Annotated in this window: 14 protein-coding genes; 11 read left to right on the top strand and 3 right to left on the bottom strand. The window is 72.5% G+C overall.

The window, feature by feature from the left end; genetic code table 11:
• Positions 1-123: 123 nt before the first annotated feature.
• The 7 genes from ACRAKF_RS05440 (at position 124) to ACRAKF_RS05410 (ending at position 6660) form a co-directional block, all read left to right on the top strand.
• On the top strand, positions 124-1719 hold the full coding sequence (locus tag ACRAKF_RS05440; RefSeq protein WP_447035696.1) for an ABC transporter substrate-binding protein: 1596 nt from the start codon (positions 124-126) through the stop codon (positions 1717-1719).
• A gap of 59 nt (positions 1720-1778) precedes the next feature.
• Positions 1779-2744: an ABC transporter permease gene (locus tag ACRAKF_RS05435; protein WP_447041825.1), complete on the top strand. Its 966-nt coding sequence runs from the start codon at positions 1779-1781 to the stop codon at positions 2742-2744.
• Positions 2737-3612 (top strand): ABC transporter permease, encoded by an 876-nt coding sequence (locus ACRAKF_RS05430; protein ID WP_447035695.1) that lies wholly within the window; start codon positions 2737-2739, stop codon positions 3610-3612. Before ACRAKF_RS05435 ends, ACRAKF_RS05430 begins: the two co-directional genes overlap by 8 nt.
• 44 nt (positions 3613-3656) lie before the next feature.
• Positions 3657-4568, top strand: a complete 912-nt coding sequence (locus ACRAKF_RS05425; RefSeq protein WP_447041824.1) for an ABC transporter ATP-binding protein — start codon at positions 3657-3659, stop codon at positions 4566-4568.
• On the top strand, positions 4561-5217 hold the full coding sequence (locus ACRAKF_RS05420) for an ABC transporter ATP-binding protein (protein ID WP_447035693.1): 657 nt from the start codon (positions 4561-4563) through the stop codon (positions 5215-5217). The genes ACRAKF_RS05425 and ACRAKF_RS05420 overlap by 8 nt, the downstream gene beginning before the upstream one ends.
• A 242-nt stretch (positions 5218-5459) precedes the next feature.
• Positions 5460-6329 carry a phosphatidylinositol-specific phospholipase C/glycerophosphodiester phosphodiesterase family protein gene (locus ACRAKF_RS05415; RefSeq protein WP_447035691.1) on the top strand — a complete coding sequence of 290 codons (870 nt, stop codon included), beginning with the start codon at positions 5460-5462 and terminating at the stop codon, positions 6327-6329.
• Positions 6330-6465: 136 nt separating this feature from the next.
• Positions 6466-6660, top strand: coding sequence for a hypothetical protein (locus tag ACRAKF_RS05410; RefSeq protein WP_062778509.1), 195 nt, complete (start codon positions 6466-6468; stop codon positions 6658-6660).
• A gap of 8 nt (positions 6661-6668) precedes the next feature.
• Here the strand turns inward: ACRAKF_RS05410 and ACRAKF_RS05405 are convergent, their stop codons facing one another.
• Both ACRAKF_RS05405 and ACRAKF_RS05400 read right to left on the bottom strand, forming a co-directional pair.
• Positions 6669-7946, bottom strand: a complete 1278-nt coding sequence (locus ACRAKF_RS05405) for a phosphodiester glycosidase family protein (RefSeq protein ID WP_447035689.1) — start codon at positions 7944-7946, stop codon at positions 6669-6671.
• A gap of 72 nt (positions 7947-8018) precedes the next feature.
• Positions 8019-8393 carry a DUF779 domain-containing protein gene (locus tag ACRAKF_RS05400; RefSeq protein ID WP_447035687.1) on the bottom strand — a complete coding sequence of 125 codons (375 nt, stop codon included), beginning with the start codon at positions 8391-8393 and terminating at the stop codon, positions 8019-8021.
• Positions 8394-8558: 165 nt separating this feature from the next.
• Between ACRAKF_RS05400 and ACRAKF_RS05395 the strand changes: the two genes are divergently transcribed.
• Both ACRAKF_RS05395 and ACRAKF_RS05390 read left to right on the top strand, forming a co-directional pair.
• Positions 8559-9473: a glycoside hydrolase family 16 protein gene (locus ACRAKF_RS05395; RefSeq protein WP_447035685.1), complete on the top strand. Its 915-nt coding sequence runs from the start codon at positions 8559-8561 to the stop codon at positions 9471-9473.
• A gap of 162 nt (positions 9474-9635) precedes the next feature.
• Entirely contained in the window at positions 9636-11114 is a 1479-nt protein-coding gene (locus tag ACRAKF_RS05390; RefSeq protein ID WP_447035684.1) for an esterase, read from the top strand.
• 83 nt (positions 11115-11197) lie between these two features.
• Here ACRAKF_RS05390 and ACRAKF_RS05385 read toward each other — a convergent pair whose 3' ends face one another.
• Complete coding sequence (locus ACRAKF_RS05385; protein ID WP_447035683.1) at positions 11198-12322, bottom strand: hypothetical protein; 1125 nt, start codon at positions 12320-12322, stop codon at positions 11198-11200.
• Between the two features lie 322 nt (positions 12323-12644).
• Between ACRAKF_RS05385 and ACRAKF_RS05380 the strand changes: the two genes are divergently transcribed.
• Entirely contained in the window at positions 12645-13709 is a 1065-nt protein-coding gene (locus ACRAKF_RS05380) for a phytanoyl-CoA dioxygenase family protein (protein WP_447035682.1), read from the top strand.
• Positions 13691-15010: a DUF6271 family protein gene (locus ACRAKF_RS05375; protein ID WP_447035680.1), complete on the top strand. Its 1320-nt coding sequence runs from the start codon at positions 13691-13693 to the stop codon at positions 15008-15010. The genes ACRAKF_RS05380 and ACRAKF_RS05375 overlap by 19 nt, the downstream gene beginning before the upstream one ends.
• Positions 15011-15018 lie beyond the last annotated feature (8 nt).

The following is a 15018-nucleotide window of genomic DNA, read 5'->3' as shown; positions in this document are numbered from 1 at the left end:
CCCCACAGGATTCATGCAGCCCGCACGTACCACGTGCGGGCTGCGCGTTTTACCCACTTCTTACGTGAGGCATAATTGCGAACAGTTCGCAATAACCGTTGATCTTCAGTAGGGGTGTGGAGCATGAGGGCCCGATCGATACGAGCCGCGGGCGGCGCGGCGGCGGCCGTCGCGATGGCGGTCACGGCCTCCGCCTGCTCGGCACCGGGCGACGGCGGCGGCTCGGGCGGCGCCGAGGACTCGGCGGTGGTCGGCATCGCGTACGAGCCGGACACCCTCAGCCCGCTCCTCGGCTACGGCAAGGACGGCAACTCCAAGATCTTCGACGGCCTGCTCACGCACGACGCCGACATGAAGCTCAAGCCCGCCCTCGCCGCCGAACTGCCCGAGGTCACCGACGACGGCAAGACCTACACGTACAAGCTGCGCCAGGGCGTCAAGTTCAGCGACGGGAAGCCCTTCTCCGCCAAGGACGTCGTCTTCACGTACGAGACGATCCTCGACAAGAAGACCAACAACGCCTCCAAGACCGAGCTCGACGCCGTCAAGAGCGTCGAGGCGAAGGGCGACGACACGGTCGTCTTCGAGCTCAAGTACCCCTACGCGCCCTTCGCCGAGCGCACCGTCCTTCCCATCGCCCCCGAGCACGTCGCGGGCAAGCAGGACGTCAACAACGGCTCCTTCACCACCAAGCCGGTCGGTACGGGACCGTACGAGCTGGTCAAATGGTCCAAGGGCGAGAAGCTGGCCTTCAAGGCCAACCCCGACTACTGGGGCGGCGCGCCCAAGGTGAAGAACTTCACCATGGCGATCATCAAGGACGACGACATCCGCGCGACCCGGCTCGACGCCGGTGAGCTCGACGGCGCGATCCTGCCCCCCAACCTCGCCGAGAAGTATGAGAACGACGGCGACAAGAAGACGTACACCGCCAAGACCTTCGACTACCGCGTGGTGACGCTGCCCAGCGGCAACAAGGTCACCGGCGACAACGCCGTCCGCCGCGCCCTCGACGTCGGCGTGGACCGCAAGGCCATGGTCGACTCGATCCTGGACGGCGCGGGCAAGGAGGCCTACGGGCCCGTCCCGACCGACAGCCCCTGGTTCACCAAGGGCACCGAGCGCCGGTTCGACGCCGCCAAGGCCGAGAAGATCCTCGACGACGCCGGCTGGAAGCCCGGCAAGGACGGCATCCGCGAGAAGGACGGCGTCCGGGCGGAGTTCCCGCTCTGGTACCTCTCCGGCGACAAGCTCCGCCAGGACCACGCCCTCGCCTACGCCTCCGACGCCAAGAAGATCGGCATCAAGGTGGAGGTCCAGTCCGGCACCTGGGAGGTCATCCAGCCGCGCATGCCCAAGGACGCGGTCCTCGCGGGCGGCGGCTCCCCGGCCGACCCCGACTTCGACCAGTACACCCTGCTGAAGTCCTCGCTCGCCGGTGACGGCTTCAACAACATGGCGCACTACGACAATGAGAAGGTCGACGAGGCCCTGGAGGACGCCCGCAGGAGCGGCGACCACGCCGAGCGCCAGGCCGCCTACGACACCGTCCAGCGCGAGCTGGCCAAGGACCCCGGCTACACCTTCCTCACGCACATCGACCACCTCTACGTCGTCGACAAGCGCTTCGGCGACCTCACCACCCAGACCGAGCCGCACGACCACGGCCTCGCGTCAGGACCGTGGTGGAACGTCGAGGACTGGCAGCCGAAGAAGTGACACAGGTGATATCAGAGGCACCGGGGAAGGCGGCGCGGCGCCGCCTTCCGTGGGGGCCGATGGCGCGCCTCGTGGCACGGCGCGCGCTGTTCGCCGTGCCCGTGCTGCTCGTCGTGACCTTCGGCGTCTTCGCCATCGCCGCCGCCTCCCCCTTCGACCCCGTCAAGGCGTACGCGGGCACCGCGGGGCTCACCGCCTCGCAGGAGAACCTCGACCAGCTCCGCGCCAACCTCGGCGTCGACGAGCCGCTCGCCACCCGCTGGTGGGAGTGGCTCACCTCGGCCCTCACCGGTGACCTCGGGGACTCCAGCGTGCTGCGCCAGCCCGTCGCCGACGTCATCGGCGAACGCGTCGGCTGGTCCGTGCTCCTCGCCGCGACCGCCTTCCTCGCCGCGATCCTCCTCGGCACCGCCCTCGGCGTCCTCGCCGCCCGCCGCCCCGGCGGCTGGCTCGACCGCGCGGTGACCTCGCTGGCGTACACACTCGAAGCGGCGCCGCCGTTCTGGCTCGGGCTGCTCGCCGTCTGGCTGTTCGCGCTGAAGCTCGGCGTGCTGCCGTCCGGGGGCCTGACCGACACGGGCAGCTCCGCCGTGACCGCCGGGCAGGTCGCCAGCCACCTCGTCCTGCCCGCGGGCGTCCTCGCGATCTCGCAGCTCCCCTGGTTCGTCCTCTACGTACGCCAAGGCGTCGGTGACGCCCTCGGCGACGACCCCGTGCGCGGCGCACGCGCGCGTGGCCTCGCCGAACGCACCGTGCTCCTCGGCCACGCCCTGCGTTCCGGCATGCTGCCCGTGCTCACGCTCATCGGCTCCCGCGTGCCCGAACTGATCACCGGGGCGCTGCTCGTGGAGACCGTCTTCAGCTGGCCCGGCATCGCCGCGGCCACCGTGCAGGCCGCGACCGCCGTGGACTTCTCGCTCCTCGCCGCGCTGACCGCGCTCGCCACGGCCGCGGTCCTGCTCGGCAACCTCGTGGCCGACCTCCTGTACGGCCTCGCCGACCCGAGGGTGGGTTTCGATGGCTGAGACCACAGACCTGGTGTGGCGCGCCAAGGGCGGCGTGCGACGCTCCACGCGCGCGTGGCGGGTGCGGACCTCCGCCGTGCTCGTCGCCGCGGTCGTCCTCGCCGTGCTCGTCGTACCGCCTCTCGTCAACCTCGACGAGCAGGCCGTCGACCTCGGCATGAAGCTCAGACCGCCGTCCCTGGCGCACCCCTTCGGCACCGACGACGTCGGCCGCGACCTGCTGCTGCGCTGCGTCTACGGACTGCGGGTGTCCCTCCTGGTGGGTGTGGTGGCGGCGGTCGTCGCCACCGTCATCGGCACCACCGTGGGCGCGCTCGCCGCCGCCTCCGGAGGCTGGGTGGACCGGATCGTCATGCGGCTCGTGGACGTCTTCTCCTCGGTGCCGCACCTGCTGCTCGGCATCTTCATCGTCGCCATGTTCCGGCCCGGCGTATGGCCGGTCGTCGTCTCCGTGGCGCTCACCCACTGGCTGTCCACCGCCCGCATCGTGCGCGCCGAAGTCCTGTCACTGCGCTCGCGGCCCTACGTCGACGCCGCCATCTCCGGCGGCGCCTCACGGCTGCGCGTCGCGGTGCGGCACCTGCTGCCCGGCGTCCTGCCGCAGGCCGGACTCGCCGCCGTCCTGATGGTGCCGCACGCCATCTGGCACGAGTCCGCGCTGTCCTTCCTCGGCCTCGGCCTGCCCACCCACCAGGCGAGCCTCGGCACGCTCGTGCAGAGCGCGCGCGGCTCGCTCCTCGCGGGCGACTGGTGGCCGACCCTCTTCCCCGGCGTGTTCATCATCGTCCCCACCCTGGCGATCGCGGGCCTCGCGGGCGCCTGGCGGGAGCGGATCAACCCCCGGCGCCGATCGGAGCTGATGCTGTGAAGCCGCCCGTCCTGTCCGTACAGGGCCTCTCCGTACGATTCCGCATGCGCGGCGGCAGCCATGTCTCCGCCGTCACCGACGCCACCTTCGACCTCGCGGCGGGGGAGTGCCTCGCCCTGGTCGGCGAGAGCGGCTGCGGCAAGTCGGTCCTCGCCTCCGCGCTGCTCGGCCTGCTCCCGGAGAACGCGGAGACCGCCGGGTCCGCGCACCTCGGCGGCCTGGACCTCCTGACCGCCGACGAGCGCACCCTCGCCCGCTCCGTACGGGGACGGCGCGTCGGCCTCGTGCCGCAGAGCCCGGCCGCGCACCTGACCCCGGTGCGGACCGTCCGCTCCCAGCTGGAGGAGAGCCTCCGGGAGCTCGTGGGCGTACGGAAGCCGGGGCTGCGGGCCGCCGCCGAGGACGCCGCCGAACGGGCCGCGTTCCCCGCAGGACACCTCGACCGCTACCCCCACGAACTCTCCGGCGGCCTCGCCCAGCGCGCCGCCACCGCGCTCGCCCTCATCGGCGACGCGCCGCTGCTGCTCGCCGACGAACCCACCACCGGACTCGACCGCGACCTCGTGGACCGCACGGTCGACGAGCTGCGCCGGCACGTCGGCGACGACCGCGCGCTGCTCCTGATCACCCACGACCTGGCCGCGGCGGAGCGGATCGCCGACCGCGTGGCCGTGATGTACGCGAGCCGCGTCGTGGAACTGGCGCCAGCGGAGACCTTCTTCGGCGAGCCGGGACCCCGGCACCCGTACGCCCGAGGGCTCCTGAACGCCCTGCCGGAGCGGGAGTTCACGCCGGTCCCCGGCATGCCGCCCGAGCTGACCGCGCTCCCCGCGGGCTGCGCGTTCGCCGCGCGCTGCGACCGCGCCGACGAGGCCTGCTCCGCCCTGCCCGGCCTCGTGGCGGGCACCGCCTGCCACCACCCCCACGTGGAAGTGCTGGAGGCACACCGTGCTTGAACTGCGCTCCATCACCGCCGGGTACGACCGCCGGGCCCCCGTCATGCGGGCCGTGGACCTCACGATCGCTCCCGGGGCGTCCGTCGGGCTCCTGGGCCCCAGCGGGTGCGGCAAGTCCACCCTGGCCCGCGTGGCGGCGCTGCTGCACCGCCCCGACGCCGGGCAGGTCGTCATCGACGGCGAGGCCGCGCGCGGCTGGCGCCACCGGGCACCGCGCGAGCAGCGCACCGCCTTCGGCGTCGTCTTCCAGCAGCCGAGGCTCTCGGCCGACCCCCGCCTGACCCTCACCGACCTCATCGCGGAACCGCTGCGCGCGGTGGGCCGCGGCTCCGAGGCCGCGGCCGAGGTCCCCGTACTCGCCGCCCGCGTCGGCCTGGGCAAGGACCTCCTCGGCCGCCGCCCCCACGAGGTCAGCGACGGCCAGCTCCAACGTGCCTGCCTGGCGCGCGCCCTGGTCCTGCGCCCCCGCTGGCTCATCTGCGACGAGATGACGGCCATGCTCGACGCCTCGACCACGGCGGCCCTGGTCCACGTGGTGGAGGAGTACCGCAGGGAGCGCGGCGCGGGCCTCCTCGCGGTGGGCCACGACCGGGTGCTCCTGGAACGCTGGTGCGACAGGACCACGCACTGGGACGACCTCACGGCCTGAGGCGGGCCGCGGTGGGCCGCGGTGGGCCGAGCGCAAGCTGCGGCCCCGGCCCGTCCGGCAGACCGACTCGCGTGAGCGCGCGAGGAGTTGAAGTGTGTGGTTGGGGCGTTCGTCACCTGCCGTAAAGCCGGCGAGCCCCATACTCTCTGAGGCTCCCCCCACCGCCGCACCCCGCGGTGCCACGCACCCGCGCGACGCACTCCGTGCCCGCGCCCACCCCTAGTCCCGGGAGGCAGACAGACATGGCCCTCACCACCCGTCGCAGAGCCCTCACCACCCTCGGTGCCGCCCTCGCCGGCGGCATCGCTCTGCCCGCCCACGCGCGGGCGGCCGAACGCGGAAAGCCCCACCCGCGGCCCCGCCCGCTCCTCCACGCCCACGCGCACAACGACTACGAGCACCCCCGGCCCCTGCTCGACGCCCTCGGCCACCGGTTCAACAGCGTCGAGGCCGATGTCTACCTCGTCGACGGACAGCTCCTGGTCGCCCACGACCCCGTGGACCTCGACCCCGCCCGCACCCTCGAATCCCTCTACCTGAAGCCGCTCGCGGCCCGCGTCCGCGCGAACCACGGAGCGGTGTACCGGGGGTACCACCGCACCCCCTTCCAGCTCCTCATCGACATCAAGACCGAGGGCGCGTCGACCTACGCCGAGCTCCACCGCCACCTGCTGCCCTACCGGCGCCTGTTCACCTCGTACACGCACGGCAAGGTGCGCCGCTCGGCGGTCACGGCCGTGGTCTCCGGCGACCGCGCGGCACGTGGCCCGATGGCGGCCCAGAAGGTGCGGCACGCCTTCTACGACGGGCGGCTCGCCGACCTCGGGACGTCGGCGCCCGCCTCCCTCATCCCGTTGATCAGCGACAACTGGTCGCTCAACTTCACCTGGCGGGGCGCAGGACCGATCCCCCCGGCCGAGCGCGACAAGCTGCGCGGCATCGTCTCCGGCGCGCACGCGCGCGGGCAGCGCGTCCGCTTCTGGGCCACGCCCGATGTGCCGGGCCCCCAGCGTGACGCGCTCTGGGGCGAACTGCTGGCCGCCGGCGTCGATCACCTCAACACCGATGACCTCGCGGGGCTCGAAGTCTTCCTCGACGCGCACGGCCGATGACCCGATGACCGGGGCCGACCAACGCCCGATGCAGTAACACCCGTTCGGAGCACAGGTCAGAGGCCCGGACAAACCCTCCGCTACGCGACACTGACGGCCGGGAGCCGCGGTGTCGCGTGGCGGAGGAGGTTCTTGGATGGCTGTCTCGATCTCTGTGGTGCTGTTGCTGCTCATCCTGGCGGTGGTCTTCCTGCGCAACGGCGCCCTGAAGATCTCACACGCCCTGGTCTGCGCACTGCTCGGCTTCTACCTGGCCGGTTCCAGCATGGCGCCGACGATCCACGACGGCCTCACGGCCACGGCCGACATGGTCAGCGCGCTCCAGCCCTGACCGTCCGGCTACCCCCGCGAGAACACGCCGATCCCGTTCGGCACCGGGCGCTCGGCGCCGCCGCTCGGGTTGTTGCGTACGGTCACCGCCTCGGCGCCCGGCGCCCGCGCGACCAGCGTGGCCGTGGCCGACACCAGGGTGGACGAACCACCGCCGTCCAGACTGAAGCCCTCGGTGGCGCCGAGACCGCGCAAGGTGTCGGCCACCTCGGCGATCGTGAGGCCCCTGCGGAACTCCGGGGAGCCGTCGAGCGCGACCAGCAGCAGATGCCGGCCGTTGTCGGAGATCCCGGCGGCCGTCCGCACCGCCGGGGTCGTCCCGTCGAGGCCGGGCAGCGGCGTGCCGTCGCGCAGCACGGGGTAGCCGCCGAGCGCGAAGCGGAACGGGACCTGTGACGTGGCGGCCACCAGGCGGTGCCGGACGCTCACCGGGTCGCCCGGCGAGAGTTTCCGCAGCTCCTGGGCGCCCGCCTCCCGGCCGACGAGGACCGTGGTGCCGCGGTCGACGGGACCCCCGCCCGGCGTGTCGGCGGTGGCGACGACCCGCCCGCGGCGGACCGTCACCTCATGGGTGTCCGTGCTGCACGGCGCGCCGCGGCTCGTGTCCGTGCCGCAGGTCGACCGCACCCGTGAGACGGAGCCCCAGTCGCTCGTGAACGCCCCGACGGAGCCCACCGGCAGCGCGTACTGGTTGAGCCCGCCCAGCGGAAGCCGGGCTTCCGGGGTGCGCACCTGCCCGGTCAGGGTGAGGTCGTCCAGGCGCGCCCTGCGGTCGTAGCCGACCCCGATGACGGCCTTGGTGCTCACGCCCGGAGGCATGGCGGGCCCGAAGCGCTGGCCGTCGGGGACCGCGCCCTTCAACGTGCGGCCCGCGGCGATCGCGGGTCCTACGGGCGCGCCGGTGGCCTCCACGCCCGGGTGCTGGGTCTCGCTGATGTTGAAGAAGTCGCCGTTGATGCCGCCGACCGCGCCGGAGCCGTCCGCGAGCGCGGAGACGGGCGAGCGCGCGGCGACCTTGCCGGGATACAGCAGCCCGACGCTGGTGCGCGGATCACGCAGGTCGACGTCGAGCACGTGCGCGCGGGCCGTGCCGTGCGCGCCGGGTACGTCGAGGTACCGGTACGTCACGCCGGGCGCGATCCTGGTGGCCGCGGCCTCGGTGGTATCGCCGGGAGCGCCGCTGGCCGGTGCCGCTCCCGTGAGAGCCGCACCGGCCAGCGTGCCGAGCGTGGTGATGAGGGCGAACGTCGTTCTGAACCGCCCACCGCGGTGTGTCTGCCGTCTCACGGGTCCCCCCTGGTGTCGGCCGGGCCCCAACTGTCCCAGCAGGCGTGGTGGTTCACCAGACGGGAGCGGTGGCTATGTTCCGACGAGTCGGGAACGGATCAGGAAACGCACGCCCTCCGGGGCCTCCAGCGAGAAGCCGCTGCCCCGGCCTGGCACCACGTCCACGATCAGCCGGGTGTGGCTCCACACCGCGTACTGGCTCTTCGACATCCAGAACGTTACGGGCTCCGCGACGCCCTCGACGGTAAGCGACGCGAGTCGTATGTCCGATTCGCCGGTACGGAACTCGCCCTCCGGGAAGCACATGGGCGCGCTGCCGTCGCAGCAGCCGCCGGACTGATGGAACATCAGCGGTCCATGAAGCTCCCGCAACCGGCGCACGAGCCGGGCGGCTTCGGGGGTGAGCTCGACCCGGGGCACCTCGTCCTTGCTCTCCTGACGGTCCATGGGAGGACCCTGCCGCAGGGCACGTTGCAAGGGGGTTGCGGCGCCGGACGGCGTGGACCGAACGGGGGACGGCCCAGGGACCGGGTGGTCCTTGTGGCGGGGCGGCGCGGGCTGCGCGAGTATGGCTCCCTTCCTGTGGGGCATCCGTGGAGCGGAGGCAGCGCGATGGGATCACACGCGGCGGTGACGGGGCGGCGCGGGCGCAGACCACTCGTGTTCGGCGGAGTCGGTGCGGCGCTGCTCGCGGCACTGCTGTGCGTCCCGAGCGCCGGCGGCGCGCCCCTCTCCGCCGACGCCTGCCGCACCGGGGGCACCTCGATGCCGGTCGGTGACTGCGGTCCTTTCTGGCAGGTCCTCGCCGAGGACTTCGACGGTGACCGGGTGCCGCTCGGCGCGTTCAGCGACTGCGACCACCACGCCGACACGTCCGCCGCGTACTGCGCCGGGCTCGAAGGTTCCTACCGCGACAACTGGTGGGCGTACCCGGCCGGCTGGCCCGACACCGCGAACGACCGCGACCGCGATGTCGTCGGTGTCTACCACCCCGAGGACACCGTGAGCGTGGGCCCTGCGGAGGACGGCGACGGCCGGATGCGCATCCGGATGTGGCGGCCCGCCGACGGAGGCCCCGTCCACGCGTCGGCGGTCGTACCACGTTCCGTCATGCAGATGAAGTACGGCAAATACAGCGCCCGCATCAAAGTGACCAAGCAGGCCCCCGGGTACAAGTCGGCCTGGCTGCACTACGGCGGTGGCTGCGAGATGGACCACCCGGAGGGCGAGTGGACCGGCCCCCTCAGCGCCTTCCACCACCCCTGCGGAGGCGGCGAACAGGGCTCCTTCAAGGGCGCGGACGACTGGACCGAGTGGCACACCGTGTCGACCGAGTGGACGCCGGGAAACGTCCGGTTCTTCGTGGACGGACGGCAGACGGGACACGACACGAGGGGCGTGCCGGACCAGCCGCTCTCCTGGGTCCTCCAGAACGAGAGCGCGCTCGAAGGCCCGGGAGCGGCGCCCGGCAGCAGTGCGCAGCTGGAGGTCACCTGGGTGACGGCGTACGCGTACGGGTGGAAGTGACGCCGGGACCGACCCGGCATGTCGTCTTCCGGAAACGGACATGAATTCCCGTACAACCCTTGTGCACCATCCCGTGTCGAACAGGGCGCCGGACAAGGAACGGGCCCTTTCCGGACATCACCCCCGCGCCTGCCCGGCCACCTTCCTTCACAGGAGCCGCTCGTGCGCAAGAACCGTTCGGCCGCCCTCGCCGCGGCATCGTTCCTTCTGCTGACCGGGGCCGGGATCGCCGCCGCCCCCACCGCTTTCGCCGGCACCCCCGGCGGAACGCGCGCAAACGACCGCAACAGCGACTTCAACGGCGACGGATACGAGGACGTACTGGTCGGCGCCCCCGGCGCCACGGTGAGCGGGGCCAAGGGGGCCGGCCTCGTCACGGTCCAGTACGGCTCCACCAGGGGCATCGGCACCACCGACGTGGCCCGCTTCAGTCAGTCGACGGCCGACGTGGCGGGTGCCGCCGAGGCGGGTGACGGCTTCGGAAAGGCCGTCGCCACGGGCGACCTCGACGGCGACGGCTACGACGACGCGGTCATCGGCATCCCGGGCGAGGACCTCGACGGCACGGCGGACGCCGGTGGCGTGGCGATCCTCTGGGGCTCGCAGGCGGGCCTCAAGGGCTCCGCGAGCGACTGGTTGCAGACCCAGGAGCCCACCGCGGGCGAGCAGTTCGGCGTGGGTCTCGCCGCGGCGCACCTCACCGGTGAGACGCCGGGCGACGTGCTCGCCGTACTGGACCGCGACGACCTGGAGCTCTTCGCCTACGACCCGGCACCGCAGGCCCGTGGCGAGGCCCCGCTGCGCCGTCAGGCCACCGAGCGGCTCGCCGAGGCCGCCGAGGAGCGCCACATCCTGCCCAAGTCCCTGACCACCGGCGACTACGACGACAACGGCTACGCGGACCTCGTCGTCTCCGGGGTGACCGTGGGCGAGGAGCCGGGGCACGGCTGGTCCATGCACTTCGCGGGAGGCGCCGACGGCCTCGCGTACAAGGGCGACCTGCGGGGCGGGCCCGCCGCGGCCTCGGGTGACATCAACAACGACGGCTACGACGACCTCGTGACCGGCGAGCCCGCGTCCCCGGACGACGGCGGCGAGACGATGACCGGCGGCCTGGTCGGCGTGCGCTACGGCACCGCCGACGGACTGGTCGACGAGGCCAAGTGGTGGACGCAGGACGCCGACGGCGTGCCCGGTGCCGCCGAGCGCGGTGACGGCTGGGGCGCCGATCTGTCCGTCGCGGACACGAACGGCGACGGCTACGCGGACGTGGCCATCGGCGCGCCCGGCGAGGACATCGGCACCGTCGCCGACGCGGGGGCGGTGTGGGTGCTGCGCGGTTCGCAGAACGGGATGACGGCGAGCGGCGCCAAGTCCTTCGACCAGGACACCGCGGACATCCCGGGAGTGCCCGAGAAGGGTGACAAGTGGGGCGCGCAGGTGCGGCTCACGGACCCGAACCGCGACGGCCGCTTCGGCCTCCTCGCTGCCGCGCCCGGTGAGAACGCCGGTGACGGCTTCGTCTGGACCCTGTCGGCCGACTCCGGTGGTGTCACCGCCTCGGGCGCCTGGTCCTTCGGCGCGGCGACGCTGGGGGCACCGGCCACGGGGGCGGCGTTCGGCGCGGCGATCGACGAGTGAGCCGGGCCTGACGCGGTGCGGTCGGCGCGGTCGTGGGCGGGCGCGTCACCCCTGACGCGCCCCGTCCCACGACCGCGCGAGGCTCAGCCCAGGCGCTCGACGCGGATCTGGGCCGGCGGGTGGGGCGAGAAGGACGTCGTGCCGACCGACCAGTGGCCGCCGCCCGTCCCCGGGATCGTGGTGATCGCCTCGGGCAGGTAGGCGGACGGGGCCTCGGGGCCCCGCTCGCCGACCCACCCGGAACCGTCCCACCGCAGGTAGTGGGCGCGTTTCTGGTCCCAGAAGTCCCAGCCGGAGATCCGGTCGGGCCGGCCCGCGGCGTCAGCCGTGATGCCGCTCAACAGGCCGACGGCGAACGGGGCCGTGACAAAGGCCCACTCCGTGCCGTCGTAGTGCTGGAGCACGATCGAGGGCGGTTTGCCGGGCGGTCCGCCCACCCCGTACGAGAAGCCGGTCAGCCAGATGTCGTCGTGTGCGACGGGCAGCAGCCCCGACACCGACGTGCGGATGCCGATGTTGCGGGGCACCACCGTCCAGGCGCCGTCCCAGCGGGCGATGACGTCGCCGAAGACCCACACCTCACCGCCGGGCGTGACGCGCACCCCGTAGGGCGTGGGCGCTGCCGCGTCCGGCAGCGGCCTGCACCAGCGCCACTTCCCGCCGGTGCCGCGCAGCAGTCCGGCCCGGTCGCTGTGCCGTCCCGCCACCCAGAAGCCGCCGTCGGGCCCGGCGGCGACGGCCGTCAGCTTCGTCCCGGCCTCGCCGCGGCCGGGGAACGCCCTCTCCCGCCAGGTCGTGCCGTCCCACGCGAGGAGCTGGTCGTGCCCCGCGGTGTCGGTGCCGAGGGCCCAGGCGGCGGTGCCCGACGGGCTGACGGCGACCGACCGCAGGGCGCCGGTGTACGTCAGGTGGGAGAGGTCGGTGGCCGACCAGGCGGTGCCGTTCCAGCTCAGGGCCATGGGGGTGCCGAGCGTGCCGCCGTAGCGGCCCTGTTCGCCCACGGCCCAGGCGAGGTCGGGCCCGGCGGCGGCCACCGCGGTGAGGTGGGCGGCGGGCTGCCCGGCCGGGGCGGGCACCTCCTGCCAGGAGGCGGACCGCCGGGCGGCGGCCGGCGCGGGCCGGGCGGTGGCGGCGCCGGCCAGGGGCACCGGCAGGGCCAGCCCCGCACCGGCGGCGGTGACTCCACGGACAAAGGCGCGTCTTCGCATCACAGGAACCTCTCCTCGCGAGCGTGGATGTACCACAGGTGCGCAACACCCTGAACCGGGGGCCGTGAGGCGTCAATGCACGCGGATGCCAGATCACCGGAAGTGGGTCTTCCGCTGGAATAGACCTCTGAGGGGTTCGGTCGGGGCCAACTAGGGCCGCATATCGTCCTTTTGCTCCACAAGGCGCCCAAGTCAATTGTTGACAGCGGCAGTTGGTCTAGTCCATTTTGGTGGTACGCAAGTTCGACGAGGGGCGGCTGGGACACGCGCCGCCCCGGCGGGCCCGAAGAGGTCCGGCGAGAACCGAACCTTGGAGCACCACATGCCAGCGCCCGACCGCTACCTCCACAGAGCCGCCTCCGACGTCCCGTACTTCAGCGCCGACGCGGACACCTACCTTGCCCAGACCCAGCTACGGGATCTGACCAAGACTCGGCCGCTGAAGGTGCTGTCCGAGGAGGACTTCGCCTTCTGGCAGACGTACGGCTACATCGTCGTGAAGCAGGCGATCCCCGCCGAGTCGGCCAAGAACCTCCTCGACTTCGCCTGGGAGTTCCAGGGGCTCGACCGAGGCCGTCCGGAGACCTGGTACGAGGAGCGCGAGTTCCGCTCGGACCTCGACCGTGAGCTGCACATCTACGGATTCGTCGAGGCGTACCACCACCAGCTCATATGGGACAGCCGGCAGACACAGCGGGTGTACGACGCCTTCACCGACGTCTGGGACTGCGAAGAGCTCTGGGTCACCCTGGACCGGCTCAACCTCAACCCGCCCAACATCAAGAACCGCTCCCGCTCCCAGATCGCCCCGACCGAGCGCGGGTTCGACATCAACCTGCACTGGGACGTGGACACCACCCTCGGCGTGCTGCCCCAGCGGGTGCAGGGAATCATCGCCCTGGACGACACCCGGCCCGAACACGGCGGTTTCCAGTGCTGCCCCGAGCTGTTCCGCCGGTTCGACCGGTGGAAGGCGCTCCAGCCGGACGGCCGCGACCCCATCCGCCCCGCGATCGACCAGAACGACATGCCCGTCGTCCGCCCCGAGCTCGAAGCCGGCGACCTGCTGATCTGGAACGGCCTGCTCGCGCACGGCGTCGCCCCCAACACCTCGGAGAACGGCGTACGGGCCGTGCAGTACCTGTCGATGATGCCCGCACTCGAAGAGCACGAGGAACTGCGCCGCTCGCGGGTCGACTCCTGGAGCGACCTCAGCACGCCGCAGTGGAACGCCACCCTCCTCGGCGACGCCGACAAGCCCGAGGCGCTGCGGTACGGCACCGCCGCCCTGAACGACCTCGGCGCCAAGCTCCTCGGCCTCAAGTCGTGGCACGGCAAGGACCTCGACCGGCCGATCGGGGAAGCCGCATGCGCAGAATCTGCCTGACCCTCCCCACCAACCGGGCCTGCCCCCGGACGATCGCGGCGATCGGCGAGGAGGCGGCGTACGCCACCGCCCACTTCGACGTCGAGGTGCACCTGCTGATCCTCGACTCCTCGGACCCGGCCACCTTCGCCGCCCACGCGGCGGCCGTCCGCGCGCTGCCCGAGGACCCGAGGGTCAGCGTCCACCACCTCGGTGAGCCGGAGCAGCGCGCCTTCCTCAGCCGGGTGATCGCCCGCGCGGACGTCGCCAAGCCCGAGCTGATGCTGGAGCTGATGCTCCCGGCGACGGTCTCCTACGGCGCCTGCACCAACCGCGCGTTCCTCATCGCGGCGGCGCTCGGCTGCGAGTCCGTGCACCGCAGGGACTCCGACAGCCGCTACCAGATCCTCGACGGCGAGCCCGTCTTCCCCGTCCACCACGAACTCGCGTCCCTCGGCAAGAGGGCGGCCGACGCGGCGCGCGGCGACGTCGAGACCGCCCTCGAACCGCGCCACGCGCACAAGCGGGTGGCGATGGTGGGCAGTTCCTTCGTGGGCGAGCTCTCCGTCGACATCGGCGAGATCCGCGCCCTCGACCCCGGGGTCTACCACGACGTGGTCAGCCTCTGGGCGCCGGACGACTGGACCGAGGCGCAGAAACGGGAGCTGGTCGACGACTCGTTCCGGGGCGCGGGCTCCGAGACCTTCACCGGTGACCGGGCGACGCTGACCCTGGTCGACCCGATGCGCGTGGACATGTGCAACATCGCCTTCCACGGCGTGCACGAACGTGTGCCGCTGCCGCCCGCGACCGACACCATCGGCAGCGACTACTTCCTCATCCACCTGGTCCACGACGCGGCACTGCCCGGCGTCCTGCACAACCGCGACATCGTCAACTACTACACCGCGGAACGCAGGACCGACGCCGGCTTCATCGCGTACCAGACGCGCTTCGTGAAGTTCTTCCTCTCGATGCTCTACTTCAACTTCATCTACGAGCGGATGGCCGCGGCCGGCGAATCCCTGCTCGACGGTGACGGCCAGGTCCGCGCCTCGGCCATCAGTGAGTTCGCCCGGGAGAGCGCCGCTCTCGACAGGGCGGGAAACGTGCGGCGCCTCGACCGCATCGACGCCGCCTACCGCAGGCTCGGCGGCCGGTACGCGCACTTCGCCGACCTCCTCGCCGGCCGCCGCGAGCGCTTCCTCGACGAGGCACGCGGCGACATCGAGGACTTCGCCCTGCTCACCGAGGCCTGGGAGCCCCTGATGCGGGCGGCCGGGGAAACCGGCGCGCATCTGACGGCGGGGCGGCCGGCATGAGCGCCGCG

It is taken from the genome of Streptomyces sp. DSM 118878 (assembly GCF_052936595.1).
This window is presented reverse-complemented; position numbering and strand designations above follow the sequence as displayed.

Bases quoted from the DNA above. Each gene is read 5' to 3' on its own strand.
- ACRAKF_RS05385 (WP_447035683.1), bottom strand. From the start codon at position 12,322: ATGCGAAGACGCGCCTTTGTCCGTGGAGTCACCGCCGCCGGTGCGGGG.
- ACRAKF_RS05400 (WP_447035687.1), bottom strand. From the start codon at position 8,393: ATGGACCGTCAGGAGAGCAAGGACGAGGTGCCCCGGGTCGAGCTCACC.
- ACRAKF_RS05440 (WP_447035696.1), top strand. From the start codon at position 124: ATGAGGGCCCGATCGATACGAGCCGCGGGCGGCGCGGCGGCGGCCGTC.
- ACRAKF_RS05425 (WP_447041824.1), top strand. From the start codon at position 3,657: ATGCGCGGCGGCAGCCATGTCTCCGCCGTCACCGACGCCACCTTCGAC.
- ACRAKF_RS05435 (WP_447041825.1), top strand. From the start codon at position 1,779: ATGGCGCGCCTCGTGGCACGGCGCGCGCTGTTCGCCGTGCCCGTGCTG.
- ACRAKF_RS05395 (WP_447035685.1), top strand. From the start codon at position 8,559: ATGGGATCACACGCGGCGGTGACGGGGCGGCGCGGGCGCAGACCACTC.
- ACRAKF_RS05410 (WP_062778509.1), top strand. From the start codon at position 6,466: ATGGCTGTCTCGATCTCTGTGGTGCTGTTGCTGCTCATCCTGGCGGTG.
- ACRAKF_RS05380 (WP_447035682.1), top strand. From the start codon at position 12,645: ATGCCAGCGCCCGACCGCTACCTCCACAGAGCCGCCTCCGACGTCCCG.
- ACRAKF_RS05375 (WP_447035680.1), top strand. From the start codon at position 13,691: ATGCGCAGAATCTGCCTGACCCTCCCCACCAACCGGGCCTGCCCCCGG.
- ACRAKF_RS05415 (WP_447035691.1), top strand. From the start codon at position 5,460: ATGGCCCTCACCACCCGTCGCAGAGCCCTCACCACCCTCGGTGCCGCC.
- ACRAKF_RS05430 (WP_447035695.1), top strand. From the start codon at position 2,737: ATGGCTGAGACCACAGACCTGGTGTGGCGCGCCAAGGGCGGCGTGCGA.